Annotated in this window: 22 protein-coding genes; 6 read left to right on the top strand and 16 right to left on the bottom strand. The window is 61.6% G+C overall.

Going from position 1 to position 23,107, the window contains the following annotated elements; genetic code table 11:
- Positions 1-6: 6 nt before the first annotated feature.
- From AC1DF8_RS00810 to AC1DF8_RS00795, 4 genes are all read right to left on the bottom strand, one after another.
- Positions 7-777, bottom strand: coding sequence for an SDR family NAD(P)-dependent oxidoreductase (locus AC1DF8_RS00810; RefSeq protein WP_477995049.1), 771 nt, complete (start codon positions 775-777; stop codon positions 7-9).
- 304 nt (positions 778-1,081) lie between these two features.
- Positions 1,082-1,354, bottom strand: coding sequence for a hypothetical protein (locus AC1DF8_RS00805; protein WP_112547111.1), 273 nt, complete (start codon positions 1,352-1,354; stop codon positions 1,082-1,084).
- Between the two features lie 95 nt (positions 1,355-1,449).
- Positions 1,450-2,226, bottom strand: coding sequence for a molybdopterin-binding protein (locus AC1DF8_RS00800; RefSeq protein ID WP_112969485.1), 777 nt, complete (start codon positions 2,224-2,226; stop codon positions 1,450-1,452).
- Positions 2,223-3,077, bottom strand: coding sequence for a cytochrome b/b6 domain-containing protein (locus AC1DF8_RS00795; protein WP_113016795.1), 855 nt, complete (start codon positions 3,075-3,077; stop codon positions 2,223-2,225). Before AC1DF8_RS00795 ends, AC1DF8_RS00800 begins: the two co-directional genes overlap by 4 nt.
- Positions 3,078-3,301: 224 nt before the next feature.
- On the opposite strand from AC1DF8_RS00795, the gene AC1DF8_RS00790 reads away from it, so the two are divergent.
- Positions 3,302-4,000 carry a DUF1223 domain-containing protein gene (locus AC1DF8_RS00790; protein ID WP_477994580.1) on the top strand — a complete coding sequence of 233 codons (699 nt, stop codon included), beginning with the start codon at positions 3,302-3,304 and terminating at the stop codon, positions 3,998-4,000.
- Between the two features lie 37 nt (positions 4,001-4,037).
- On the opposite strand, the gene AC1DF8_RS00785 is transcribed toward AC1DF8_RS00790, so the two are convergent.
- The 4 genes from AC1DF8_RS00785 to AC1DF8_RS00770 form a co-directional block, all read right to left on the bottom strand.
- The gene (locus AC1DF8_RS00785) at positions 4,038-4,568 is read right to left on the bottom strand and encodes a gamma carbonic anhydrase family protein (protein WP_477994578.1); all 531 of its coding nucleotides are present in this window, start codon (positions 4,566-4,568) and stop codon (positions 4,038-4,040) included.
- Positions 4,569-4,578: 10 nt separating this feature from the next.
- Positions 4,579-5,271 (bottom strand): fumarylacetoacetate hydrolase family protein, encoded by a 693-nt coding sequence (locus tag AC1DF8_RS00780; protein WP_477994577.1) that lies wholly within the window; start codon positions 5,269-5,271, stop codon positions 4,579-4,581.
- Positions 5,272-5,494: 223 nt separating this feature from the next.
- Positions 5,495-7,519: a CHASE2 domain-containing protein gene (locus AC1DF8_RS00775; protein WP_477994575.1), complete on the bottom strand. Its 2,025-nt coding sequence runs from the start codon at positions 7,517-7,519 to the stop codon at positions 5,495-5,497.
- Entirely contained in the window at positions 7,519-11,181 is a 3,663-nt protein-coding gene (locus tag AC1DF8_RS00770) for a FecR domain-containing protein (protein ID WP_477994574.1), read from the bottom strand. Before AC1DF8_RS00770 ends, AC1DF8_RS00775 begins: the two co-directional genes overlap by 1 nt.
- Positions 11,182-11,359: 178 nt before the next feature.
- On the opposite strand from AC1DF8_RS00770, the gene AC1DF8_RS00765 reads away from it, so the two are divergent.
- Positions 11,360-11,899, top strand: a complete 540-nt coding sequence (locus AC1DF8_RS00765; protein ID WP_018114541.1) for a Pycsar system effector family protein — start codon at positions 11,360-11,362, stop codon at positions 11,897-11,899.
- Positions 11,900-11,951: 52 nt separating this feature from the next.
- Positions 11,952-12,368 carry a ribonuclease E inhibitor RraB gene (locus tag AC1DF8_RS00760; protein WP_477994573.1) on the top strand — a complete coding sequence of 139 codons (417 nt, stop codon included), beginning with the start codon at positions 11,952-11,954 and terminating at the stop codon, positions 12,366-12,368.
- A gap of 53 nt (positions 12,369-12,421) precedes the next feature.
- On the opposite strand, the gene AC1DF8_RS00755 is transcribed toward AC1DF8_RS00760, so the two are convergent.
- From AC1DF8_RS00755 to dusA, 4 genes are all read right to left on the bottom strand, one after another.
- Positions 12,422-13,261, bottom strand: a complete 840-nt coding sequence (locus tag AC1DF8_RS00755; protein ID WP_477994572.1) for an SDR family NAD(P)-dependent oxidoreductase — start codon at positions 13,259-13,261, stop codon at positions 12,422-12,424.
- A 27-nt stretch (positions 13,262-13,288) separates the two neighbouring features.
- Positions 13,289-13,792 carry a GNAT family N-acetyltransferase gene (locus tag AC1DF8_RS00750; protein WP_477994571.1) on the bottom strand — a complete coding sequence of 168 codons (504 nt, stop codon included), beginning with the start codon at positions 13,790-13,792 and terminating at the stop codon, positions 13,289-13,291.
- Positions 13,793-13,956: 164 nt separating this feature from the next.
- Entirely contained in the window at positions 13,957-14,475 is a 519-nt protein-coding gene (locus AC1DF8_RS00745; RefSeq protein ID WP_477994570.1) for a DUF992 domain-containing protein, read from the bottom strand.
- 136 nt (positions 14,476-14,611) lie between these two features.
- Positions 14,612-15,649, bottom strand: a complete 1,038-nt coding sequence (dusA, locus tag AC1DF8_RS00740) for a tRNA dihydrouridine(20/20a) synthase DusA (protein WP_113147290.1) — start codon at positions 15,647-15,649, stop codon at positions 14,612-14,614.
- A gap of 290 nt (positions 15,650-15,939) precedes the next feature.
- Here dusA and AC1DF8_RS00735 point away from each other — a divergent pair, with 290 nt between their 5' ends.
- From AC1DF8_RS00735 to AC1DF8_RS00725, 3 genes are all read left to right on the top strand, one after another.
- Entirely contained in the window at positions 15,940-16,143 is a 204-nt protein-coding gene (locus AC1DF8_RS00735; protein WP_112547103.1) for a hypothetical protein, read from the top strand.
- A 348-nt stretch (positions 16,144-16,491) separates the two neighbouring features.
- A complete protein-coding gene (locus AC1DF8_RS00730) occupies positions 16,492-16,686 on the top strand; it encodes a hypothetical protein (protein ID WP_007818517.1) in 195 nt (64 codons plus the stop codon).
- Positions 16,687-16,894: 208 nt separating this feature from the next.
- Complete coding sequence (locus tag AC1DF8_RS00725; RefSeq protein ID WP_162733360.1) at positions 16,895-18,238, top strand: hypothetical protein; 1,344 nt, start codon at positions 16,895-16,897, stop codon at positions 18,236-18,238.
- A 70-nt stretch (positions 18,239-18,308) separates the two neighbouring features.
- Here AC1DF8_RS00725 and AC1DF8_RS00720 read toward each other — a convergent pair whose 3' ends face one another.
- The 4 genes from AC1DF8_RS00720 to AC1DF8_RS00705 all read right to left on the bottom strand — a co-directional run bounded on the left by AC1DF8_RS00720 (position 18,309) and on the right by AC1DF8_RS00705 (position 23,052).
- Positions 18,309-18,647 (bottom strand): hypothetical protein, encoded by a 339-nt coding sequence (locus tag AC1DF8_RS00720; RefSeq protein WP_112547101.1) that lies wholly within the window; start codon positions 18,645-18,647, stop codon positions 18,309-18,311.
- A gap of 71 nt (positions 18,648-18,718) precedes the next feature.
- Positions 18,719-19,060, bottom strand: coding sequence for a hypothetical protein (locus tag AC1DF8_RS00715; RefSeq protein WP_112969495.1), 342 nt, complete (start codon positions 19,058-19,060; stop codon positions 18,719-18,721).
- 260 nt (positions 19,061-19,320) lie between these two features.
- A complete protein-coding gene (locus AC1DF8_RS00710; protein WP_477994566.1) occupies positions 19,321-20,112 on the bottom strand; it encodes a glycosyl hydrolase 108 family protein in 792 nt (263 codons plus the stop codon).
- 402 nt (positions 20,113-20,514) lie between these two features.
- Positions 20,515-23,052 carry a CHC2 zinc finger domain-containing protein gene (locus tag AC1DF8_RS00705; protein WP_477994565.1) on the bottom strand — a complete coding sequence of 846 codons (2,538 nt, stop codon included), beginning with the start codon at positions 23,050-23,052 and terminating at the stop codon, positions 20,515-20,517.
- Between the last annotated feature and the right edge of the window lie 55 nt (positions 23,053-23,107).

The raw sequence follows: 23,107 nt of genomic DNA, 5'->3' as shown, positions 1-23,107 counted from the left end.
TTGGTCTCAGGCGACGGACCATCCACCGTCCACCAGCAGGTTTGCGCCGGTGATCAGGCTTGCAGCCGGTGAGGCAAGGAAGACTACGGCACCCACCACATCATCGGTTTCACCGATCCGACCGAGCGGAATATGACCGAGGGTCGCTTTGTGATTGTTGGCATCGGATAGAAAAGGTGCTGTACCGTCGGTATGAATGAAGGTCGGCGATACAGTGTTTACGGTGATATCGTAGCGTGCCCATTCGGCCGCAAGGCAGCGCGTGAGGTGATTGATTGCCGCCTTGCTCATGCAATAGATGGCCTCACCACGCAGCGCCACGGTACCGGCCTGCGAGCTGATATTGATGATCCGGCCCCCATTGCGCTTGATCATGTGACGGCCAACCGCCTGGGTCATCAGAAAGGTGCCCTTGATGTTGACATCGAGGATCTCGTCAAGGTCCTTCTCCTCGACGAGTTCCGCGAGATTGCCCGGAGCCACGCCGACATTGTTGACGAGGATGTCGATCCGACCGAACGTGGCCAGCGCTGCGTCGACGGCCTGTGCGATATGGGCCTTGTTGGGAATATCCAGTTCAACCGGGAGAACTTTTCGGCCCGTGCCCTCGAGTTCGGCAACCAAGCCCGCTGAGGCTGAGACATCACGGACCCCCAGGACGATATCGGAGCCTGCCGCGGCACAGGCAAGTGCGCAAGCCCGGCCGATGCCACGGCTCGCTCCCGTCACCAAAGTCACCTTGCCCGCAAGGCTGAAGTCCGGCGCGTTCTTCTGCATCATGATGCCTCCCTCGATGAAGCTCATTTATGCCAGCGTCGGTGTGCGGATGCCAGATGTTCCGCGCATCACAATGCGCTTGCCCGGCGCTCGGGCAGCACGAGCGTTGCTCGCCTGACGGATTGCGCCGACTCCTCCAGCGTAGGGATGGCATGGCCGGGTGAGCCGGCGATCAGGCCGTTGTCGGGGAATTCCGTTCAGCCGCGAGTACATTGGCGCCGACGGGGCGGTTGCTGCCGTTCGTGCTGCGGCGTTCATGCCGCGGGCAGCCCTCCCAGGGCCGCCCGCATCTGTCTGATACGCTTCACATGTTGCTCATGCTTTTCATGGCTTTTTCCATGTGCGTCTTGCATTCTTCCATCTTGTTGGCCTTCATGGAATCCTTGGCCATCATCATTTCCTTGGACGCCATTTCCTTCTTTTCCTTCATGGCGGGATCCGTCATGGCATCCATGTCGGCCTGCATTTTCATCATCGAGGCCTCGTCGCATTTCGCCGACATCATCGCGTCTTGTGCAAAGGCAGGCAGCGCGGAAGCTGCTGCGAGGACGATTGCTGCTGCTGTGCATTTCAACATGGTCTTCTCCTCCTCCTTGCGGGCGCCATTGCCCTTTGCAAGTCTGTCGCGCGGCAAGTCTGTCCCGCAGCAAGACTGATCGGGGGCACGAGTGCCTAGATTCCGGCATACCACTCGTAGCCCCGGTCCTCCCAGAAGCCGCCCTTGCCGCCCCACAGGCCGGCGAAGCTGTCCTTCATCTCGATCCGCATCAGGTATTTGGCATGCTTGTAGCCAAGCTGGCGCTCGACGCGCAGGCGAAGCGGGGCGCCGTGGGCGACCTCCAGATCCTTGCCGTTCATCTGGTAGGCGAGGATGGTCTGCGGGTGGAAGGCGTCGATGAGATCGATGCTTTCGTAATAGGTTCCGCTACCGTCCAGCGTCTGCTCGAGCTGGTCTGCGCAGTAGAAGACGGCATAGCGGGCTTGCGGTTTCAGCCCCACGCTCTGCAGGAGCGGTCCGAGCTGCGCGCCCGTCCACTTGCCGATCGCGCTCCAGCCCTCGACGCAGTCGTGGCGGGTAATCTGGGTGCGCGAGGGCAGCTTCTTCAGATCTGCGAGCGAAAGCTCGACGGGACGCTCTACCAACCCGTCAATCTTCAGTCGCCAGTTGGCGAAGCCGGTTGCCATCATCTGCGCATAGGCTTCGCTGTCTGGCTGGCTGGTGCCGTTCGGCCGGAATGTCGGCGAGATATCGGCTTCGGAATATTCAGGCGCCAGCTTGTCCTTGGGAACGAGCAGCCGCTGGCTTTTCATCGTCAGCGTCTCGGCCATGTCGAGAACAGACTGGACATTGGGGTTCTGGACGACATCGTCGCAGCCGGTCAGGCCGAATGCACCGAGTCCGGCAGCCGATCCGATTAGCAGGCCGCGGCGTGTAATGGAGAAGGTCATCGATCGTCCCTTTCGGTTTCGATCACGTAGCGGCCCGTTATCATCGAGCGCATGTTGTTCCAGAGGCCGGACAGGATCACCATGGCGATATGCACGAAAACGAAGAGGACGATCGACCAGGCGCAGATGAAGTGGATCGACCGGGCCGTTTGCCTGCCGCCGAAGAGGTCGAGCAGGAAGGGATAGCCGGCATCCATGGCGGGTGACATGGTCAAGCCCGTTGCAAACATCAGCGGCAGCAGGATGAAGATGACGATCAGGTAGGCGAGCTTCTGCAGCACATTGTAACGCCTTGCCTTTTCACCCTTTGGGAAGCGCAGGCGCGCGTGGTCGGCGATCTCCTGTCCCAGATGGTGCGGCGAGATCTCTTCGCCGCTCGGCGCCAGATCGCGTCGGAAATGGCCTGACAGAAAGCCGATGAGCGCATAGATCGATCCGTTGATGACGAAGAGCCAGGCAAAGAACAGATGCCAGCGGCGGCCGGTTGCGAGATCCTGGTAGCTCGGAATGGTGATCCAGGAAGGGAAGCCACGCTCGGTCGCGTCATCGCCCGTTCCCGAAACGCCGAGAACGCCTGTCGTGGTGATCTGCAGATTGCCAATGCGAAGCACGCCGCGCGTGCCGCCATCGACGGCGCCGATCGACAGCCAGGACGGGTCTGCATCCGCACCGTACTGGCCCCAGTAAAGCGCCGGGTGGGCATTGAAAATCTGCAGCCCGCTCATCAAAAGCAGGCTGAGACAGAGAACGTTGATCCAGTGTGTAATGCGGGTTGCCAGCGAGTGCCGGCGGATGACTGTTATCGTCGGGCCTGCTGGAGTGGCCTGGCTGTGATCGTCGAGTGTTGCCATGGTCGTTTTCGATGTCCGGTACCGTCACGCCCCTACTGCATGTACGTAGGCGAAGCGGGATTTGTTACAGGCGTCCCGAAGTTTTTTCGCTGTGGCCGGAGACCTTTGGCCGGGAAAGGCTGGCGGCGCGGCTTTCCGGACACCGTCACAAGTGCGTGAGGCTGTAACGAATGGCGATCCACCTGCGAAGGAGAACGAGATGCAGATCATCAGGGAGCACCGCCATGACATATTTAGCCCCGTTCAATCTTGCGATCATCGCCGCAATCTTCGGCCTTGGTTCCACCTCTCAGGCCTCCGCCGGGCAATCACCTGCGGTCGTGGAACTGTTCACCAGCCAGGGCTGTTCCTCATGCCCTCCGGCCAATGCCAATCTCGTCAAGCTCAGCAACGATCCTGATGTGCTCGCCCTAAGCTTCTCGGTGACTTATTGGGACTATCTCGGGTGGAAGGACATTTTCGGAAAGAAGGAATTCACCGACCGGCAGGTGACCTATGAGCCCGCACTCGGCCAATCCGGCCCTTTCACGCCGCAGATGGTGGTCAACGGCCACCAGTCGACCGTCGGCTATGATCTCAACCAGATCCGGCGCCTGATCGCGTCCGAGCCCGCACTGTCCGGCCCCGGGATCGCGCTCTCCCGGAACGTGGCTGTCATCGACGCTGCGAAGGGCCGGAGCGCTCCGGCCGACGTCTGGCTCGTCCGCTACGCTCCGGGCACCGTGCAGGTTCCGGTCGCCAGAGGCGAGAACGCTGGCGAGACATTGCCGCACGCTCATGTCGTGCACGAGTTGACGCGTCTCGGCACCTGGGACGGCAAGATGGTGAAGCTGCCGATCCCGGCTACGGCCGGCGACCTCAAGAGCGCCGTCATCGTCCAGGAGCCGAGGGGCGGCAGGATTCTCGCGGCAACGACCGATTGAAAACCGCCTCGCTGTCAGATCTTCCCGCGGTCGACTATCAATCGATCCGCTCGAGATCCCGCGCAAAGCGCTGCCAGTTGCCGACATATTTCTTTGCCGACTGGGTGATCCTGGCGATCGCGTCGTCGTCCAGCGTGCGGATCGCCTTGGCGGGTGAGCCGACGATGAGGGAATTGTCGGGGAATTCCTTGCCTTCGGTGATGAGCGCATTTGCGCCGACGAGGCAGTTGTTTCCGATCCTGGCGCCGTTCAGGATCGTGGCGCCCATGCCGATGAGGGTGTTGTTGCCGATCGTGCAGCCGTGGATGATGGCGTGGTGGCCGATGGTGCAGTGATCGCCGATCGTGGTGGGGAAGCCGGGGTCGGTGTGGACCATGACGCCTTCCTGCAGGTTGGTGGCCTTGCCGATGACGATGGGTTCGTTGTCGCCGCGCAGGACGGCACCGAACCAGATGCCGACCTCTTCGGCGAGCTCCACATGGCCGATCACATGCGCTTCGGGGGCGATCCAGAACGTGCCGTGCGGCGGCAGTTTCGGGTGCTGGCCTCCGAGCGCATAGATTGCCATGTCTTCCTCCTCAGACCACGTTCAGCGAGAGCGTCGCGATGCCATCGACGCCGCAGGAAATGCTGTCGCCCTTGTTGATGGCAGCGACACCGGCTGGCGTGCCGGTCATGATGATATCGCCGGGCGCCAGAACGAAGAGTTTCGAAAGCTCTGCAATGATTTCCGGGACTTTCCAGATCATCTGGTTTAAGTCGCCATCCTGTTTGCGGACGCCGTTGACATCAAGCCAGACGCGGCCATTTACGGGATGTCCGAGGCGGCTCGCGGGGACGAGCGGCGAGACCGGGGCGGAATGTTCGAAGGCCTTGGCGAGCTCCCACGGGCGGCCGAGTTTCTTGGCCTCGGCCTGCAGGTCGCGGCGGGTGAAATCGATCCCGACGCYGTAGCCATAGATGCAGTCGAGCGCTTTTTCCGAGGGTATATCGGCACCGCCGGCCTTCAGCGCCAGCACGCATTCGACCTCGAAATGCACGTCATTCGACAGCGGCGGATAGGGGAAATCCTTGCCGGAGAATAGGTTGTCAGCGTTCTTCTGGAAGAAGAAGGGCGGCTCGCGGTTCGGGTCATGGCCCATTTCGATGGCGTGATCGGCATAGTTGCGGCCGACGCAATAGACGCGGCGGACCGGAAAGGCCTCGGCGCTGCCTTCGACGGGCAGGAGAACAGGCTGCGGGAGTGGAATGACGGTGGCGGGAAGGGACATGATGGGACTTCTTGGCTGATTGATCTGGGCGAGTCTGGAGATATCGTAAAGCATGTCGCGCAAAACTGCGCGGCGGTTTTGCGATAACGACATGCGCAAGACGAAGAACTAGAGCGCGGCAGGCGGATATGAAAGATCGCGACGCGCTTTCAAGTGCAAAAGGCGCGGAAGGAGCCACCTTTGTTCTGACCGGAAACCGCTGCGCGCTTTGGCTTGAATCGCTCTAGGGGGCCGCGATGTCCTGTGCGAGGCTGCCGCGCACCAATGCGTAATAGGCCGAAAGCTCAGGAATGGCCTTCGGCAGGGTGTCGAAGGCGGGGTCGGAGATGCTGAGCGTGCCCGCGTATTTTGCATCCAGGAAGGCGTTATGCTCAGGGAGCGCCGCGCGGTGCGAGCCGTAGAGCACGGTGAAGACGGGCGAGGGCACCGTGCGGCCCTTGACGATGATGCGGTCGAGCTCGACCACGGCGTAATGTTCGGCCACAAGGCGGGCGGTTTCCTCGCCGAGCAGCAGGGCGACGCCATAATTCTTCGAGGCGCCTTCCAGGCGTGAGGCGAGATTGACGCTGTCGCCGAGGCAGGAATAGTCGAAGCGCCGGGTCGAGCCCATATTGCCGACGATGCATTCGCCGGTATTGATGCCGACGCCCATTTTCAGGATATGCAGCGGCCGGCCGGTGGCGGCCACTTCCCGCTCCAGCTCGCGGTTCAGCGTGCCGATCGCATCCTGCATGGCGATCGAGGCCTTGACCGCATGCAGGGCATGGTCGGGGTCGTCGAGCGGCGCATTCCAGAAGGCCATGATGCAATCGCCCATATATTTGTCGATCGTGCCGCCATGGTCCATGACGACATCCGAGAGCGGTGTCAGCAGGCGATTAATCAGCGTTGTCAGCTGCTCGGGATCGTCCTTCATCGTTTCGGCAATGGTGGTGAAGCCGCGTACGTCGGAAAACAGGACGGTCAGGGTTCGCCGCTCGCCGCCGAGCTTCAGCTGCGAGGGATCGTTGGAGAGGCGCCTGACGAGATCGGGCGAGATATATTGGGCAAAGGCGAGCGTGATCTGGCGCTTCTGGTGGCGCTCCTGCGCATAGTCGAAGGCTGCCTGGCCGAAGGCGACGGCGATGAAGGCGACGGTCGGCCCGAGCGGCGAGACGAAGACATGGGTGAAGCGGATGCCGGCATAGCTTGCCGCGGCGAAGACAAGGACGGCGGCGGCGGTCGCGACCAGCGTGCGCCAGCTCGTGGCCTTCCAGACCGTCGCGGCGGCGAGCACGACGGCAACGAGGATGCAGATCGCAACGACCGGCAGGCCGGCTTCATTGATGGCGAGGCCATGGACGATATTGTCGTAGATGGTGGCCTGCACCTCGACGCCGGAGATCAGCTTGCCGGTGTGGACGGTGTAGGGCGTGGCATAGGCATCGACACCGCCCTGGTCGATCTCGGGCGCATTCTGCAGGCTGAGGCCGACCAGCACGACGCGATCCTTGAAGATATCGGGCGGCAGGAAATTCTTCGGGTCGAGCGCCTGATAATAGGAAACGGTGGGATAGGAGCGGGCCGGGCCGAGGGACTGGACGAGCGCGCCTGCCGGCAGATGCGGCGCCTTCATGCCCGCAGCCTTTGCAAGCTCCATGGCAAAGCCATCCTCATAGGATGGAATGTTGCGGAAGATGCCATCGCCACTCAGCGCGATCGAGGCGATGCCGGTGCGCGCGCCGGCTTCCGTCATCTGCGGCAGCGGCGTGGTGCGCACCAGCTGATCGGCCTGCGGCGCCTCGATCAACGTTTCGTCGCCGGCAAGCACGATGTCCGGGCCGACGGCGGAGGCTATCGCCTGATCGTTTTCAGCCGTCGAAGGCTCGGCCATGATGATATCGAGCGCGATGGCCTTTGCGCCGGCGGCGCGCAACTGCTTGACGAGCTCGGCATGGAGGCTGCGCGGCCAGGGCCACTGGGCGTTGATATCGGCAAGCGCCGGCTCGTCGATCGCCACGATGATCGGGCCGCCGGCCGGCGGCGAGGGATCGTCGATCGTGGAGAGATAGTCGAAGGTGCGCAGTTCCGTCAGCGCCCAGGCGGGCAGCCGGGAGATCAGCGAAATCGTGACCAGCGTGACCAGCGCAAGCACGAGAAGACGGATGCCGCGGCTGGAGAAGGGCCAGCCGGGCGGGCGCTGTTGCCGGCCTGTGTCGATGGCGCGCTCTGCCTGAAGCCGTTGCAGGGCGGTCGGGCGCGCCATCATCAGAAGCGGATCTTCAGGCTGCCCTTGAAGGCGCGGCCCCAGCCGGGTACGCCCGGTGTCACCTCGAAGTCATCATCGAGAAGGTTATAGGCGGCGGCTTCGAGCGCGATGCGCTTGTCGAAGGGCTCCCAGATCAGATGCGCGTCGAGGCTCCAGTAATCGTCGAGCTTGGTGCCGAAGCGGTCACCGTCACGCTCGCCGATATAATTTGCGGCAACCATCGCCTTGACCTTGGCCTCATTGACCCAAGTCAACGCAATCTGGCCCGAGTTCTGCGGTATGAAGGGGAGAGAACCGCCGTAATTCGGCTCCAGCGGATCCTCGTTTTCCGAATCCATATAAGCGTAGGTCGCAGACAGGCCGAAACCGTTGCCAAGCGCCACGTTGGCTGTGACGGCGGCGCGATCGATGCTGCCGCGCGAGATTGGCAGCGTCGTATCCGAGGGAAGCGAGATCAACGGAAGATCGATCGAGAAATCATGCAGTTCCTGATGCTGGTACTCGACCGAGGTGAAGAAACGGTCGGTCCATTCGGCATCCCATTGCAGGGCGACCGTATCCGTATAGCCTTGCGGATTGGCGGAAAACTGGTTGGCTTGCAGGCCAAGTATGCCGATCGGGGCGAGCGTCGGCACGGCGGTGTCGAAGCTCTGGCGCATAAAGGCCGCGCGTAGCCAGTGGTTCTGGACCGGCGCCCAGGCAAGACCGAAGCGTGGCTCCAGCCGGCTGACGTCGACACCATCTCCTTCCAGGCGGGTGCCGAACAAGGCGTATTCGCCTTTCAGATCAGGCGTGATTTCATGCAGGACGTCGATATAGGCTCGGGCGATGTCGACGGTGTTCTCATTGTGCTCCGTGGGAGCCGAGGTTCCCAGCAGTGTCGCGTCAACCGTGCTACTGACGTCGAGCCAGCCGCCTTCGATACCATAGCGCAATGTCAAAGGCCCGGCACCGATGGAATGGCTCAATGCACCGATATAGGTGTTGGATTCAGCCTCCTGGGTCGCGTCGGTAAAGGGAATGATGAAGGGAGCCCCTATCCCGAACAGCGGGTCCAGATCGACATCGAGCGCGGTGCTCGTATTCGACTTGCTTCCCGAATAAAGCAGCGCTCCATTCAGGATGTTTTCATAGGCAAACGTGTGGCTCCAGCCGATACCGGCATTCGTGATTTCGCTGACAGTGTCCTGGGCTGTGTAGAGAGGCAGAGGGAAGGGGACGCCGAAAACGAGGTCCGTGAACGCGGTGTTTTCCGACAACGCGTTCAGCGCTCCATCGTTCTTGCCGTGATTGACGAAGGCCACTACGCGATCGTCTGGCGTGACGGTTGCGGTCAGGTAACCGTTGGCGGTCAGCAGTTTGTTATCCGTCTGGACGCCGCCCAGACTCTGATAGTCGCGATTAAGCGCCAGTTCTTCCCAGGTCAGGTTGCCGTAGAAGCTGATCGGGATGGTCGTGTTCGAATAGCCCTGGATGTCGGCTTCGCCGGTGCGTCGCGTGTGGCCATCGACGCTATTAATGCCGCCGCCGATCGAGCCTTCAATGAAGGGTACGTCGAACAGCGTTGCCGCGCGTGAACGGCCGGACAGCATGTGCGGAGAGAGCAGCAGGCCCTGGATGAAGGATGAGTAGCTCGACGCATTGTTCCGGTTCAGGATGATGTTGTCATCGCTGAAGCTCGTCGCGTTGACGAAGGGGAAGATGCTGCCCTTGATCGACTGGTCGATATAGCTGCTGCCCTTGAACGGATCGAACACGGCATCGCCGTAGTAGCGGCCCCAGGCATCCAGACCCTGCAGGCGGAAGGCGTTGTTCAGCGTCGAGCCGGCGCTGGCATTGGCGCCGAGGCCGCTGAAATCGCCGCCGCGGGCGCGCGAGCGGCGCAGGAATTCCTGCGCGTTGGCGATGGCGCCATCGGCATTGTAATCGTCGATATCGACGGCGGTGCGGAAGGCGGAGATGACAGGATCGTTGTCATCCAGACGGTTGGCATTGTCGAGCGCCTGTTCGGAGGGGAGGCGATCGCCCTTTTCGTAATGGGCGGCGGCAAGCATCAGCTGCGATTGCGAGTGACCGGGATTGGCGGTGCTGGCGGCGAGCAGATCTTCCAACGCCTTGTCGCGCTCGCCGGTCTGCAGATAGTAGCGGCCGCGGGCGAGCAGGGCGATATCGAAGGACGGATCGAGGGCGATTGCGGTGTCGATCTCGCGCTTGGCCTCCTTCATGCGGGCCTGGTCGAGATAGAGGATCGCAAGGTTTGCATGCAGCAGCGGGTCCTGCGGGTCGAGCTCGATCGCCTTCTTGAAGGCTTCCTCCGCCTCGCCGTTGGCATCACGCGAACTCTGCAGCAGGCCGAGCGAATTGAGCGTGCCCGAGGCGCCGGGCGCAAGTTCGATCGCGCGGTTCAGGTCTGCGAGCGCGCCGTTGATATCGCTCTCATAGGCCGCCCTGTAACCGGCACGGGCGGCAAGGGCCATAGGATGATCGGGATCGAGCGACAGCGAGCGGTCGGCTGCTTCCTTCATCTGGGCGCGGTCGTCGATGAGTTGCGCCAGCTGGGCGCGGATTGCCGGCAGGGTCGGATCGTCGGGATAGCGCTGTTCCGCTTTCCGGATGATCTCGATCGCGGCGCGCGGGTTTTCCAGGAAGCCTGTCGTATAGGCCTGCATGATGGCCCCATAGGGACCGGTCGTGTTTGCCGGCGGCGGTTCGGAATGAGAGGGGTCGGCCAGCGAGCGGGCGAAATAGCCGCCATATTGCGCCATGTTGCGGCGTGTCGGGTCGAGATGCGGCAGCGCCCTGGCGAAAAGCTTTGCGGCGTCGTCATAGCGCTTTTCGGAGCCCGCAATGGTGGCATCGAGCAGGTCGACGCGCGCCTGCTGGGCCACCGACAGTTTGCGGCCGCGGATGTTCTGCAATGTTGCAGCTGCGGCCTGGCGACCATCGAAGGCGCTCTGCACTTCGGCGAGCTCCAGCCAGTCTTCCACAGAGCGGCGTTCGGGCGGCAGGGCGAGCAGCCTTCGGCGTTCCGTCGCCATGCGGTCGGCGCGCAGCGGTGAAGTCGGCATGAGGCCGAAACCGTCGCGCAGGTCGAGATAGAAGAGCATCTGCTCGCGGTCGTCAGGATTGACGCTGATGAGCTTGTGCGGCGCCTGGCCGATGGTGGCGACAGCGCCTTCGCCCTCGTTGACATCGACGCTGCCCTGCGGGTTGGTCAGCGAGACGCGGCCTTCGAGCACGATCATCGAGGTCTTGGCGCCTTCGACGGTCATCGTCCAGTCCGTGCCGCGGATAGCGGCGGCGGCGGCCGGGGTTTCGACGGTCAGGCCCTGGCCGCCGCGCTGGGCGCGGGCCCAGATGGTGCCGGATTGCAGGTTGAGGATCGTGTCGCCGGTCGCCGACATCTTCTTGACCTGCAGCGCGGAATTACGGCCAAGACGGATCTGCGTGTGGTCGGAAAAGAGGATGGCGAGCTGGCCCGTGGCGTTGGTGCGCAGCACGTCGCCATCGAGCAGATCCTGGTTGAGATCGACGACGCGCCAGTTGGTGACATCGACGAAACGCACTTCCTCGCCTGTCTTGCGGGCGATGACGGAGCCTGCAACCGGCGTCGAGCGCTGAATCGGTTCGGCCGCGACCGGAAATGAAAGTAACGTTGACATGAGCGCAAGAGACGTACTTGCGCACAGAACAGACCTCAGCCCCGACATTTCAGATACCCCCGCATCTTTTCCCCGTTTGGCCAAGTGCGGTGTAAAAGTCAAGTCGGGTGCACACGTGTTCTTGCTTTCGCAGTCAAGTGTATTATTAGGGAAACACTATTTCGGGGTGGGGTTTCCTTTGAGCGAGTTTGAAAATTTTGCGGAGCTGCCTTCCAGCTCTCCGTCCACGGACGATGTCGACTCGGAATATTTCGACCATATCAAGAAAATCAACGATATATTCTACGATCAGATCAAGATATCGGACCAGAAGGCTGCGTATATCTTTACTTTCATGCTCGCCTTTCTTGTGAGCTCCGTCGAAGTGAGGGCGGTCTTCACCTGGGCGCGCTATGCGCAGGGCACGCCGCAGGCCATTCTCTTCTCCGGGCTCCTGGCTGCGGCCTCGGTCTTTTCGATTCTGGCGGCGATCCTCGTCGTGCTGCCGCGGCGGCTCGACAAGTCCACCTCGATGTTCTGGGGCGCGTGGCCCAGGCATCGCGACGCCTTCTACGACGCGGCGAACCGGCGCGACGAGCGCTATCTCTTCGATCAATATGTAGAAAATGCCGATATTCTCTCGCACATCGCGCGCAGCAAATACCGCTTCGTAACGATTGCGTTTCGCGGCCTGATGGTGACGGTCGTGGCCTACGTGCTGCTCTTGGTGGCGGCTTGATGGGGCGGCTCGCAGCGTCATCTTGATGGTTACAATCGCCAGCAGGGTTTGCATGAGAAAGCTAGTCTTAGTTTTGAGTATGTTATCTGCCGTCACAGGCGAAAAGGCCGTGGCTGCACAAGTGCATATCCCGAAGGGCCAGTTGGAAGAGATGTTCACGAATATTCAGGCTCAGACGCCTTGGGATGTAAGAGGACGTATGCTTTGGGGATATTATTTCACCAGCCCCGATAGAGATGACCTGGAAAAAATCGGCGCCGAACTGGCAAGCAACGGATACAAGCTGGTTGCAATTCGCCGGCTGGAGGCGGAGGCACCGCACGCCGCCTCTGGCTGGCAGTTGCGTGTCGAACGCGTCGAACGTCAAACCGTCGATACTCTTGATGCCAGGAATACTCAGCTCGAAGGTTTGGCCACTGGCTACACGGATGTCATCTACGATGGAATGGACGTCGGGCCGGCCAATTAGGTCGTTTCCTGCAGGACCTGCAATCCAAGTTTTTGAATGGGCTGAACGTGAATTCAGCTCTTGGCAAAGTCCGCTGCTGTGAGGGGGACGGGTCTATAGCCGTTGACGTCGGCGATATCATATTCCTGGCCGAGTTCGGCCGCGACCAGGACATGACCGGATTTCGACATCAGCGCCGGGTCTCGCCAAAGGCCTGATATGACGTGGCCGATGAATTGCGGTGACTCGGAATTGGACAGGTCGAAATATTCGGCGTTCTGCATGACTGCTTCAGTGCGCACCAGCCCGGGATAGAGGGCGACAGCGGCGACATTGTGCGGGCGCAGATCATGGGCGAAGTCTGCGGCCATCTTGTCGGCAGCGGCCTTGGCCATGCCGTAGATCGCGTTGCCATCGTAGAATTGCGCTGCCCAGAAGGAAATATTGACGATCAGGCCGCGCTGCGCCTGGATCATGACGGGTGCTACCGCACGCGACATCAGGAAGGCCGCCCGCAATGCGGTGCCCATCATCGCGTCCCACCGCCAGAGGGGCTGCTCCCAGAAGGCGCGGGGCCAGGTAAAATCGCCGTCCTCGACCATGTTTTCATAGCCGGGCCATGCATTGTTCACGAGAATGTCCAGCCTGCTGCCGGCTTTGATTTCTTCGGCCACGCGCTCGGTCTCGGCGTCATTGCCGTGGTCGCAATTATGGAGGACCAGGCGTCCGGGCAGGTTCTCGGCCTCGACCGCGAGGCCCTCGAGCGAGCCTGCGCGTTTGCCAGCGCTTGCTTCCGCCTCCGAACGTGTCCTGCCGGTCACGTGGACCGTGGCGCCCTCGGCGAGCAAGGCAAGCGCAATCCCGCGGCCGACACCGCGGCTTGCGCCCGTTATCAACGCGACGACATCTTTCATGCTGGCTGGCCTCCCATATGTCGAGTATCAGAATGGCAGAACCATGCCAATGCGGCGGAGCGGATCGAGGCCCTTTTCGGCTTCAGAATCGAGGATGGCCCGCAGGCGCGGGGAGCATTCTTCCTTTTCGAGGAGCCGAAAGCCAAGTGATGCATAGAAAGGCGCGTTGAAGGGGGCGAGGCGGTCTGTCGTCAGCGTTGCCGCGGCAAGCTTTCGCAAACGGCCTTCTGCAAGAAGCGTTTCCATGAGCCTGCGGCCGAGGCCTTTTCTCTGGAAATCCGGATGAACGTCCATTTCGCCGATATGCAGGCAGCCTTCCGCGACATAGGCGCCGGCATAGCCGACGGGGACGTTATCCTGATCGCATGCGGCATAGAGGAGGGCGTGGTCGAGATAGTGCTGCAGTTCGGCGTCGCTGCTTGCTTCCGGCTCTCCGCTGACAGCACCTGTGGCGCGCAGCGTTTCGAAAGAGGCCAACTCTATCGATCGCAAGGTGTCGAAATCGTCCCGAGTTGCCTGTCTGATCCGCATGTCCGTTCCTGCCTGAGATCGGGCACCGGATTACGACAATTCCCGGGAAACGCCAATGGCATTGGGCATGACGGCTTGCGCCGGATGAAACGAGCGGCTGGCATTGTCCGGTCGGGTAGTCGCGGAAAATACCGGCGGCGACCGGTGGCCGCCGCCGGCAGGACTTAGCGCGTTGCCTTCAGCTGGAGGCGAGAGACGCCTGCGGCCACGTTGACGCCGGTTCCGGTTTCGCCGCTGAGCGGCTGCAATGCGAAATTCTTCGAACTGCCGCCCACAAGCGCGTTTGCTCCGAGACCGACGCCGACGGAAGCGCCGGCAGAGGCGCCGACATAGGTGCCAGCAAGAGCGCCGTCGCCGACGCGGGTGGGGGCGGTGTTGACGACGATCCAGCTGAGGTAGGATTTGCCGGTGACCCCGACATCAAGACCGAGCTTGCCGATCGTGCCGGAATAGTGCTCGATCTTGCCGGTGTTCTGCTTGAAGCTGCAATCGATCGCCTTGCTGGAGCCGATGATCATGCCGGCCCCGCCGGCAACGACGCAGGAGAGGGTGCCGAGACGTTGCTGCGGCTCATTTGCGACCTGCTGGGCGGCATGTTTCGGCTGCTTATGCTGGCTCGCGGCCTCAGCCACGGGGACAAAGCCGAGGGAAGCGGCGGCGACTGTTATCATGAGGGTTTTCATGAGCGGTTCCTTTCACCTTCCTTCGTGGGGGATCGTTATAAACGCGTTCAGCCGAACTTCGTTCAAACATGGAAGGGAAACGGACCGGTCCGTCCGCGCCTGGTTGCCTATGGCCGCAGCATGGTCCTGACCAGCCTCAGGCGCTGACGGCTTCCGTCGCACCCGAGAAATCGACAGCGGCGAAGGCTGCGGCGATCACTTCCGGGCCGGCATTCGGCTTTGCGGCATCTGTCGACAGGATCTGGCGGTAGCGGCGCGCGCCCGGCAGGCCGGTGAAGAGGCCCACCATGTGGCGGGCGACATGCTGCAGGCGGCCGCCCGAGGCGATATGGCCGGCAGCATAGGCCATCATGCGGTCGCGCAGCGCATTCCAGTCGGGCCCGGAGGCGGGGGCGCCGTAGAAGCGCTGGTCGACATCGGCGAGAATAGCGGCATTCTGATAGGCGGCGCGGCCGAGCATGACGCCATCGACATGGGCGAGGTGAGCTTCTGCCTCATCCAGCGTGTGGATGCCGCCGTTGATGCCGATGAAGACATCGGGGAAGCGCTGCTTCATGCGATAGACGATATCGTAATCGAGCGGCGGGATCTCGCGGTTTTCCTTGGGGCTCAGGCCCTTCAGCCAGGCCTTGCGGGCATGGATCCAGATGGCATCGGCGCCGGCATCGAGCACGCGGGTCATCAGCGCGGGCAGGGCCGCTTCCGGCTCCTGCTCATCGACGCCGATGCGGCATTTGACGGTGACCGGGACGTTTGCGACCTTCTTCATGGCGGCGACGCATTCGGCAACCGTTTCCGGCGTCAGCATCAGGCAGGCGCCGAACGTGCCGGACTGGACGCGATCCGAGGGGCAGCCGACATTGAGGTTGATCTCGTCATAACCATAGGGCTCGGCAATGCGCACGGCTTCTGCAAGCTTGGCCGGATCGGAGCCGCCGAGCTGCAGGGCTGCGGGATGTTCGGCCGCATCGAAGGAGAGCAGGCGCTGACGCGGGCCATGGATGATGGCGTCGGCGACGACCATTTCCGTATAGAGCAGGGCATTGCGGCTGATCTGGCGGTGGAAATAGCGGCAGTGGCGATCCGTCCAGTCGATCATGGGCGCAACCGCGAAAACCGGCGCCTTGAAATAGCGCTGAATGCCTTCGGATGCAGCCGTCTTTGCCGTGGTCATGATCTCAAGTCTTCTTTCGTCAGGTCGCGGGTCCCGTGGCCTTATCTCGTAGCGGAGGCCTTATCCTGCAAGCCCTTGCCGGTGATAGGCCGGAACCGGGCTTGGCAACGGGACGAGGGCTTATACATGAGAGATGGAGATAAAGCGAGATCGCGCATTCAAGGGTGTCTGCCGTCATTTGCCAGCAGGGTGCTCCCGCCCTTGACGCAGGTGCCGTTTTCCCGGAAGGCAGCGAAGGAAGGTCCCGATATTTCCCAATATAGGGATCACGCAAAGGAGTACTCAGCGTCATGACCGACGATAGCGCAGGGATCAAGGCATTGCTGGCGATGCCGAGGCGAGACAATAGCGCCTATCTGGAAACGCTCCGGCTGGTGAAGGAGGCGTTTGCCGAGGCCGAGGCGGAATTTGCCGGCAAGGTGATCGCGACGACAGACAGCGCCCGGGACGAAGCCGGCAACATCGTCATCATGACCGTGATCAGGCCGGCATAGGCAGGCAGCGCCCCGGTCATGGCCGCAAATCACCTTAAATAGAGGGCAATTGAACCAAAATCCTCCTGCCGCGTTTCTGCCACAAATAGGAGGATTCCGATGGACAACCTGCTTCTGATCGCCACGCTTTGCGGCCTGATGTCTTTCGCCATGGTGTGGCTGCAGACCAAAGAATAGTTTTTTCGCGTCAAAGACTTGGCGCTTTCCCATCTATTTGCCGGCACCGCTCTTCCCGCGCCGGAACCCTACCTTTTGTATTGCCCTGAAACGATCGTCTTGACTTCTCCGAAAATGAGAACAAAATGAGAACAAATAAACGTTCTCATCTATGTTCTGATGGAGAGTTCGATGGCAGCAAGCCCGAGTTATTCAGGAGCAGCAGACAAGGCCATGGCCTTTGCCGCGCAGCTGCGCGCAGACCGCGAGCGTCACGAAGCACGCAGGCGGGAAGAGCAACGCCGCATCGAGGCGATGCGGCCGATCAACAAGCATGTGCTGAAGGTGTTTGGCGGGCAGCAGCTGGCGCTGAAGCTGAATAGCTGAGGTGGACTGTCCTTCGGAGTGCCCGAACGGGCGGCCGGAATCTGCCGTTCGATATCATCTGTGGGGGGCTGACGCTGCGGGATGTGCAAGGCGCCGCCGCCGAGGCATCGCGCGCATTCCCCTGATATTTTTACCATTTTCCGAGTGGGCCGTGGACGGCCTGGAATTTCACACATAAAAGAATTGCAACTATTTGGGGTGGGGTTTCATGAAGAGATTATTGTCGCTGGTGGCTGCGATGGCGTTGCTTGGTTCGGGCGCAATCGCGCAAGGTGCCAAGGAAGATCCTGTGGATATGGTGATCCGATTGACCGGACGGACAGATCCTTATCTACAGGCCATTTATCGGGATCACAGGGATATCGTACTGGAAGTCTACGCTGAGCTGAGCCGTCAGCTATGGGTTGAACAAAAGAAAACCCTTGCGACGGTCATCGACAGGTATGGCACTCCGGCCCTCTCGCGCGCAGGCGACAGTGCCGTGATTGCAGTCATGGACAAGACGGCCGCGCTTACCGATATCGTGGCCGCCAAATATCCCGAAGGCTGCGAGTATTTCTTCACCGGCAATATGCCTGACTGGTATTCCGTTGTGGAAGTCAGAAACGGTCGGATGGATGATCGGCGAGCGAAAACCTATGCTTATGAGGATGGGAAATTCCGCGCTCCGGTTGCCTTGATGTCCGGCGAGGAGCAGTACTGGATCATGACGCGGTACCTGGGAATGACCGGGAGCGAGATAGACAAGGCGCTGAAAGCTCCTGCCGGGGTCAGCGACCAAGACATGTGCTCAATCGCAAAGAAACTCTATAACGTACGCGCTTTGCCGAAAGAGCTGCAGGGCGATTGGGGCAGGGCGTTGCTCTCGCTCGGTCCGTCCCCGGAGAAGCAAAAGCCTGCCGCAGATGCGAAGCCCGCATCCGACTCGGCTGCGCAGGAAAAGAAGGCTGGCTCCTTCGAAAAGGAGATGAAGGTCCTCGCCGGTATCAATCCTTTCGTTCACGCGGTCTTCATGGATCACGAAGCTGAAACGCGGCAGCTGTTTGCCAAGGTCGAAGCCTCGGGGGGCAAGATCGATCCGCGAGCGCAAGTAGCTGCCATGGTGGCGAAATACGGCAATCCTGCGCTGTCGCGGGCAAGCGATGCCATTGCTATCGATGTCTTGAAGAAGACAGCTGCGCTCAACGAGGCTCTCGCGCGATATTATCCGCAGGGCTGCAAGGATCTCATGAGTCTGCGGGTGTCTCAGTCCGCACAGGCTGTTCCCCAGATCAAGGAGAGCTATTGGCAAGTTATGGAAGCCAAGCGCCTGGCCTATGAGGACGGAAAGATGCGGGAGCCTGCGGCCGTTACGCTGACCGCTGAGGAGATCGTGCAGATGATCACGCAGCGCCTGGGCGTGACCACGGACGAATTGAACAAGCTGGCGAAACTCGCCGAACTCAGCGACGAAGAGGTTTGCTCGATAACGATGAGGCTCAACAGGATCGATCCCGTTCCGGAGGCGCAGCGCGGCAACTGGGCGAGGACTGCCATGTCGTGGAGCGGCTGAGTCTTGCCGCCCTGCGCCCGCCCTTCCGTTCGCAAGGGCGGGCGCATTGCGACATTTGACGCTTTCCGCCTTAGCGGTCCTGGAAGATCTTGATGACTCTCGGCGTCATGCGGTTGTTCGTGATGTCGACCGCATCCTGATAGGTTGCCCGGCCGGAGACCAGAGCTTTTTGCATGCGCGCGCAGCCGACCCGAGGCGCATCCTTATCCGAGACGTTCATGAGAACGGCGCCGTCGTGAAGCGTGCTCTTGTCGAGCCTGCTCAGACGCTGGACGCAATTGTTAAGCGCCTCCGTCCTCAACCGAGGACTGCCTTGCAGCGCCGTAACAGTGGCTTGATATTCCTGCTGCGTCGGCGCGCAGCCTGCGAGCAGTCCAGCAATCAATGTTATTGCAATAGTGGCACGCATGATTATTCCTCAATTATGCTGCGGACAGTGTTTTTTTGCTGTGATTGGCGAGGCATCTCGAAGCGTCTGCCTCAACCGCCCCGGAAGATCTTGATCAGCTTCGGGGTGTAGCGGTGATTTTTGATGTCGAGCATATCCTGATAGGTTATGTCGCCGGAAACGATCGCATTTGTGTATCGGCCACAGGCAATCTTCGGAGCGTCCTTTTCTGCCACGTTCAGGAAGAGTGCGGCATTATGGCGGGCCTTCGTGTCGGATAAGCCGAGCTGCCTGATACACTCGTTCAAAAGCCCGTTTCTCTGACTCTCGCTGCCCCGCGCCACTCTGACAGCTGCATCATATTGTTTCTCGGTCGGCACACAGCCGGTGAGCAATCCGGTGGCAATCAATGTCAATGCAATATAGGCGCGCATGATTATCCCTCAATTATGCTGCTGACAGCCTCTTGTGCTGTGATTGGCGGGGTATCTTTATTTTGATTCTCGTGCTGCGGGAATTATGTTCTTCGAAATTTCTTATTTCTTCTAGAAATGGTTGAAAACATCACGAGTGGATGACGTATGTTTAGTAGCGAACGACAGGCGCTTCGCGGAAGCACCTTGGGGGATAAAGGGATGTATGCGCCGCTCAGCGAGCCGGTGACGTTCACAGCCGAGGGGACCAGCTTCCGTCGTTACCGCCCGGCCGCCCGGTATGCCTCTGCGCGTTGCTTTTCTCTTGCGGCCTTCACGACCAGCATAGCCGCCACGACCAGTCCAAGAACCATCACCACGCCAAGCACGAGCAAATTCGGCTCGGCCGGCAGCGCCGCGCCCGTGCCAGCGCCGCCCGATGCCGACACTGCGATTGCGGCGCCCGCCTTCTGCAGCGTACCCGCCGTCTTCTCCGCCTTGTCCGCCTCGTCCGCCAGCACGGCCTTGGCATCCACACCCGGCTGTCCACGGAGATACATCGCCACGGCTTTCGCCTCGATCTTCGCCACGCGTGCGCTCCAGCCCTTGCTGTAGGTCTTCCAGATCGCCAGGCTCTGCATGAAGCCCAGCCGCCTTGCGCAGAGCGCCTTGATTTCCTTCACGCCGGCAGTGGCTGCGTGCAGGCGGGTGATGGGGCCGGTTTTGCCGTCGGCGGGGGCGCCGATCACGGTCTGGGCGTCGCGGAGCGCCCGGGCGGGGCCGGAATTGACGGCGTAATCGAAGGTGGCGAGGTCGAAACCCGGGGGCAGGGTGTCGCCGCCGATCTGGTCCCAATATTTCGTCTTGTAGATGGGTCTGACGTCGTCGAGGGTGAGGTTGCGGATGTCGAGATTTGGGAAGGCGGCTGCGGAGATGCCGTATTTGGTGCCTTTCAGCGTGCCCTTGCCGATCCTGCCGCCGGTCCAGTTGCCGGGGTCGGCACGCTCGGTGGAGAGGCCGCCTTCGGATGCAAGCGTGATGGAGAGGCATTCGGGAAAATTTGCCGCGGTCATTTCACGTTCCTTTGTCGGTCGGATCGCGACAACCTTCCGACCGCAACAGTTGCGGCCGTGGCATGGTGACCGCAGGCGGAGCGGCCGGCAAATCAGGTGTTGAAGCGGCAATGCGGCGGCTCTTGCCGATGTGAGGAAGCGGGGCCGGATGCAGGGCCTGGCCGGCATCTTCGATGGCCGTTCGGGACGCGAGGATCGCGGCGCCTGCGATGTGGCTGAAGGGAAAAGAGTGGCCGCCGCCTCCGCTACAGGAAGGCGGAGTGGGGCGCGGCGGCCGGCCACTGAGGGGCCGACAAAACAACCCGAATTCCGGGCGGATCGTTCCTAATCATATTGGGCTAGCGAGGCGTTCGCCTTCTGCGGCAGAGCGGAAGGCGGGAGTTTCACACCACACGGCAGGGCTCAGAACACGTCGGCATAATTGTTGGCAGCGGCAAGTGCGACTTCCTTCAGGATCACCCCTTGGGCCACCATGCCGTTTGCAAACCGTACCAGGCGCACGTCGGGCATGGATTTCAGGCGCTGGGAGAAGGTGTTGACGGGCGGCAGGAAGTTTTCGCGGTAGCCCTGGTCGATCGCCCATTTGCGGAAATCCTCGAAGAGTTTGGCAGTGCGCAGCCAGCCGCCCGATGGCTCGATTTCCGCGGGTTCGATGCGGATATCGAACCATTCGTTGAGCGGGTCGAGCAGCAGCCAGGCGTTCAGCGCCTCCTTCGAGCTTGCGGGAATGGTGTAGTGGCCGTTGCGCTTCAGCCGCTGGGCGCCCGATACGGCAAGGCCGAGCAGCAGTTCCAGCTCTTCCCTTGCGATGCGCTCGGCAATATCGGGAATGACCTCATGCTCGGGAATGCTGCGATTGAACTGGATGACGACGAGGCGGCGGCGCAGGCCTCGATCTATGCCGCCATTGAAGCGGGGCAGGGTATTGGTCGTGAAGCAATGCAGCGCCCGGGGGATGAAACTTTCGACATCCTTGTAGAGGCTGCGGCCTTCGATCGGGTTGCCGGTGACGGCTGCCTTGAATTCCTCGCCCGATATGGCCGCAGCGCTCAACTCGTCTGCGACGTTCGCTGCCTTGCCGGCGAGATTGATGATGCGCTTTTCATCATTGAAGAAGGCGGGCGAAATGGAGGAGACGGCCCCTTCCGGCAGCAGCGCGCGAAAGAGCGAGGCGATGGTCGATTTGCCGTTGCTCGCGGTCTCGCCGAGCAGGATGAAGGCTTTCGGCTGGCGGATGCGGGTGGCGAGACCGAAGGCGGCCGCTCCCAGCATTTCGGCCACGAGGTCGATCTTGCCGGCGGCATCGGGATCACCCTGAAAGGCGCCGTGGAGCAGTTTGTGCAGGAGCGAGCCCTCGGGCGGATGGCTTTCGGTATGCAGGTTGTAATCCGCTGCGATCGTGAAGCGGAAGCGGTCATCCGGGTCGTGCGCGCGGCAGGTCACTTTGCCGGCTTCGTCGAGGGTGATGGTGCAGTTCAGCGCGTTGACGCCGATGGCCGAATTGCCGAAGAAGCCGGCCTCGGTGGTGCGCGTGCCGAATTCGTTGACGATGCCGTCGATCATGTGCCGGCCGAGCTTCAGCGGCTTTTCCTTCGGGCCGATACCGATGGCATCGAAGGCATGCATGGCAAGGCGGATCTTCTGTTCGGAGATGGAGCGCCAGGCGGAGGGGCCATAGGCCCAGAACCTGCCGTCGGCGCGCACGATCCGCCCGCCGCAGGCTTTCGCCAGATGTTCGTTGAAGATGCGCGCCAGCCAGACTTCGGAGCCGAAAGGCTGGCTCGGAAACCATTCCGGCATGCTGTCTATGCCATCGGCGCCCGCGGGCGGGGCCTTCGGTGCGCTCTGCTCCGGTTCTTCTGTCGCCGGCGGCGGCTCGACCGGCGCGGCCAGGTGGCGGCGGATTGTGGCGCGCATGAAGGCATCGAGATCGAGGCGCGTCCAGCCGGCATCGACGGCATCGGCGCTGTCCCAGCCGCGGCAGGGAAGACGGCCCGCCTGCCACTCGGCATAGGTGAAATGGCCGAGATCGGAGGCTGCTCCGGCATCGGTAAGACCCGTCAGCCGGACGCGCGCGCCGAGGCTCAAGAGGATGGCGGCGATCTCGTCTGCCGTCGAAAGGCCGGGCGCATCGAAATCCGGCCAGATCACCACATCGCGGCCCGATAGCGGCGACCAGTCCGTATGTTTGACGCCCTGCGTGCCGCCAGCCCAGGAAAGAACGGTGCGGCCGGATTTCTTCGCCAGCCGGTCGCGGCATTTCTCGCCCTCGACGACGATCACCTGCTTTGTCTTGCCGAGCGTTTCGAGGCCGTAGAGCGGGCGCGGCCTGGGAAAGGGGTAGCGGCACCAGGTCTCCTTGCCGTCCGGCAGGCGGACGAACATGACCATCGGCGTTTCCTTGCCCTCGTCGGGCAGGTCATGGCGCAGCACATAGCCGATCAGGGCGCCATCGGCCTGCCGATAGGGAAAGACCATGGAGGGAGCGAAGGCGCCCCATTCGGAGCGGTCGCCCTTGCGCTTGGGGTTGTAGAGGCGGATGCGGACGCCGGGTGTGACCGGCTCGGAGGGAGGCAGAAGCGGCGTGATGCCTTCATAGGGATCGCGCACCTGCTGCGCGCGCGGGACTATGTTCGGCCTGATATTCCCGGCGCCATCGAAGCGGCTGCCGCCGTCGAGAAGGCGGATGGCTTCCGCGAGATCGACGCCCTTGATCTGTCGCACGAAATCGAGCACATCGCCGCCGGCGCCGCAGCCGAAACAATGGAAGCGCTCGATGCCGTCCTGCCCCCTGAAGATGGTGAAGGAGGGCGTTTCCTCGGCATGGAAGGGGCAGCAGGCGATATGCTCATGCCCGTTCCTCTGCAGCCTGCAGCCATAGCGCGCCGCCGTCTCAGACAGCGACACATCGCGGCGAAGCCGTTCGAGATCTGCAGGCATGTTGCGGCTCTTGCAAGGAATGTTGTCGTTATCGCAACATGGCCGGCGCGGTGCG

This window comes from Rhizobium sp. 05N49 (assembly GCF_056396805.1).
This window is presented reverse-complemented; position numbering and strand designations above follow the sequence as displayed.

Coding starts and splice junctions, on each gene's coding strand:
- AC1DF8_RS00810 (WP_477995049.1), bottom strand. CDS start 777: ATGCAGAAGAACGCGCCGGACTTCAGCCTTGCGGGCAAGGTGACTTTG.
- AC1DF8_RS00805 (WP_112547111.1), bottom strand. CDS start 1,354: ATGTTGAAATGCACAGCAGCAGCAATCGTCCTCGCAGCAGCTTCCGCG.
- AC1DF8_RS00800 (WP_112969485.1), bottom strand. CDS start 2,226: ATGACCTTCTCCATTACACGCCGCGGCCTGCTAATCGGATCGGCTGCC.
- AC1DF8_RS00795 (WP_113016795.1), bottom strand. CDS start 3,077: ATGGCAACACTCGACGATCACAGCCAGGCCACTCCAGCAGGCCCGACG.
- AC1DF8_RS00790 (WP_477994580.1), top strand. CDS start 3,302: ATGACATATTTAGCCCCGTTCAATCTTGCGATCATCGCCGCAATCTTC.
- AC1DF8_RS00785 (WP_477994578.1), bottom strand. CDS start 4,568: ATGGCAATCTATGCGCTCGGAGGCCAGCACCCGAAACTGCCGCCGCAC.
- AC1DF8_RS00775 (WP_477994575.1), bottom strand. CDS start 7,519: ATGATGGCGCGCCCGACCGCCCTGCAACGGCTTCAGGCAGAGCGCGCC.
- AC1DF8_RS00770 (WP_477994574.1), bottom strand. CDS start 11,181: ATGTCAACGTTACTTTCATTTCCGGTCGCGGCCGAACCGATTCAGCGC.
- AC1DF8_RS00760 (WP_477994573.1), top strand. CDS start 11,952: ATGAGAAAGCTAGTCTTAGTTTTGAGTATGTTATCTGCCGTCACAGGC.
- AC1DF8_RS00755 (WP_477994572.1), bottom strand. CDS start 13,261: ATGAAAGATGTCGTCGCGTTGATAACGGGCGCAAGCCGCGGTGTCGGC.
- AC1DF8_RS00750 (WP_477994571.1), bottom strand. CDS start 13,792: ATGCGGATCAGACAGGCAACTCGGGACGATTTCGACACCTTGCGATCG.
- AC1DF8_RS00745 (WP_477994570.1), bottom strand. CDS start 14,475: ATGAAAACCCTCATGATAACAGTCGCCGCCGCTTCCCTCGGCTTTGTC.
- dusA (WP_113147290.1), bottom strand. CDS start 15,649: ATGACCACGGCAAAGACGGCTGCATCCGAAGGCATTCAGCGCTATTTC.
- AC1DF8_RS00735 (WP_112547103.1), top strand. CDS start 15,940: ATGACCGACGATAGCGCAGGGATCAAGGCATTGCTGGCGATGCCGAGG.
- AC1DF8_RS00730 (WP_007818517.1), top strand. CDS start 16,492: ATGGCAGCAAGCCCGAGTTATTCAGGAGCAGCAGACAAGGCCATGGCC.
- AC1DF8_RS00725 (WP_162733360.1), top strand. CDS start 16,895: ATGAAGAGATTATTGTCGCTGGTGGCTGCGATGGCGTTGCTTGGTTCG.
- AC1DF8_RS00720 (WP_112547101.1), bottom strand. CDS start 18,647: ATGCGTGCCACTATTGCAATAACATTGATTGCTGGACTGCTCGCAGGC.
- AC1DF8_RS00715 (WP_112969495.1), bottom strand. CDS start 19,060: ATGCGCGCCTATATTGCATTGACATTGATTGCCACCGGATTGCTCACC.
- AC1DF8_RS00710 (WP_477994566.1), bottom strand. CDS start 20,112: ATGACCGCGGCAAATTTTCCCGAATGCCTCTCCATCACGCTTGCATCC.
- AC1DF8_RS00705 (WP_477994565.1), bottom strand. CDS start 23,052: ATGCCTGCAGATCTCGAACGGCTTCGCCGCGATGTGTCGCTGTCTGAG.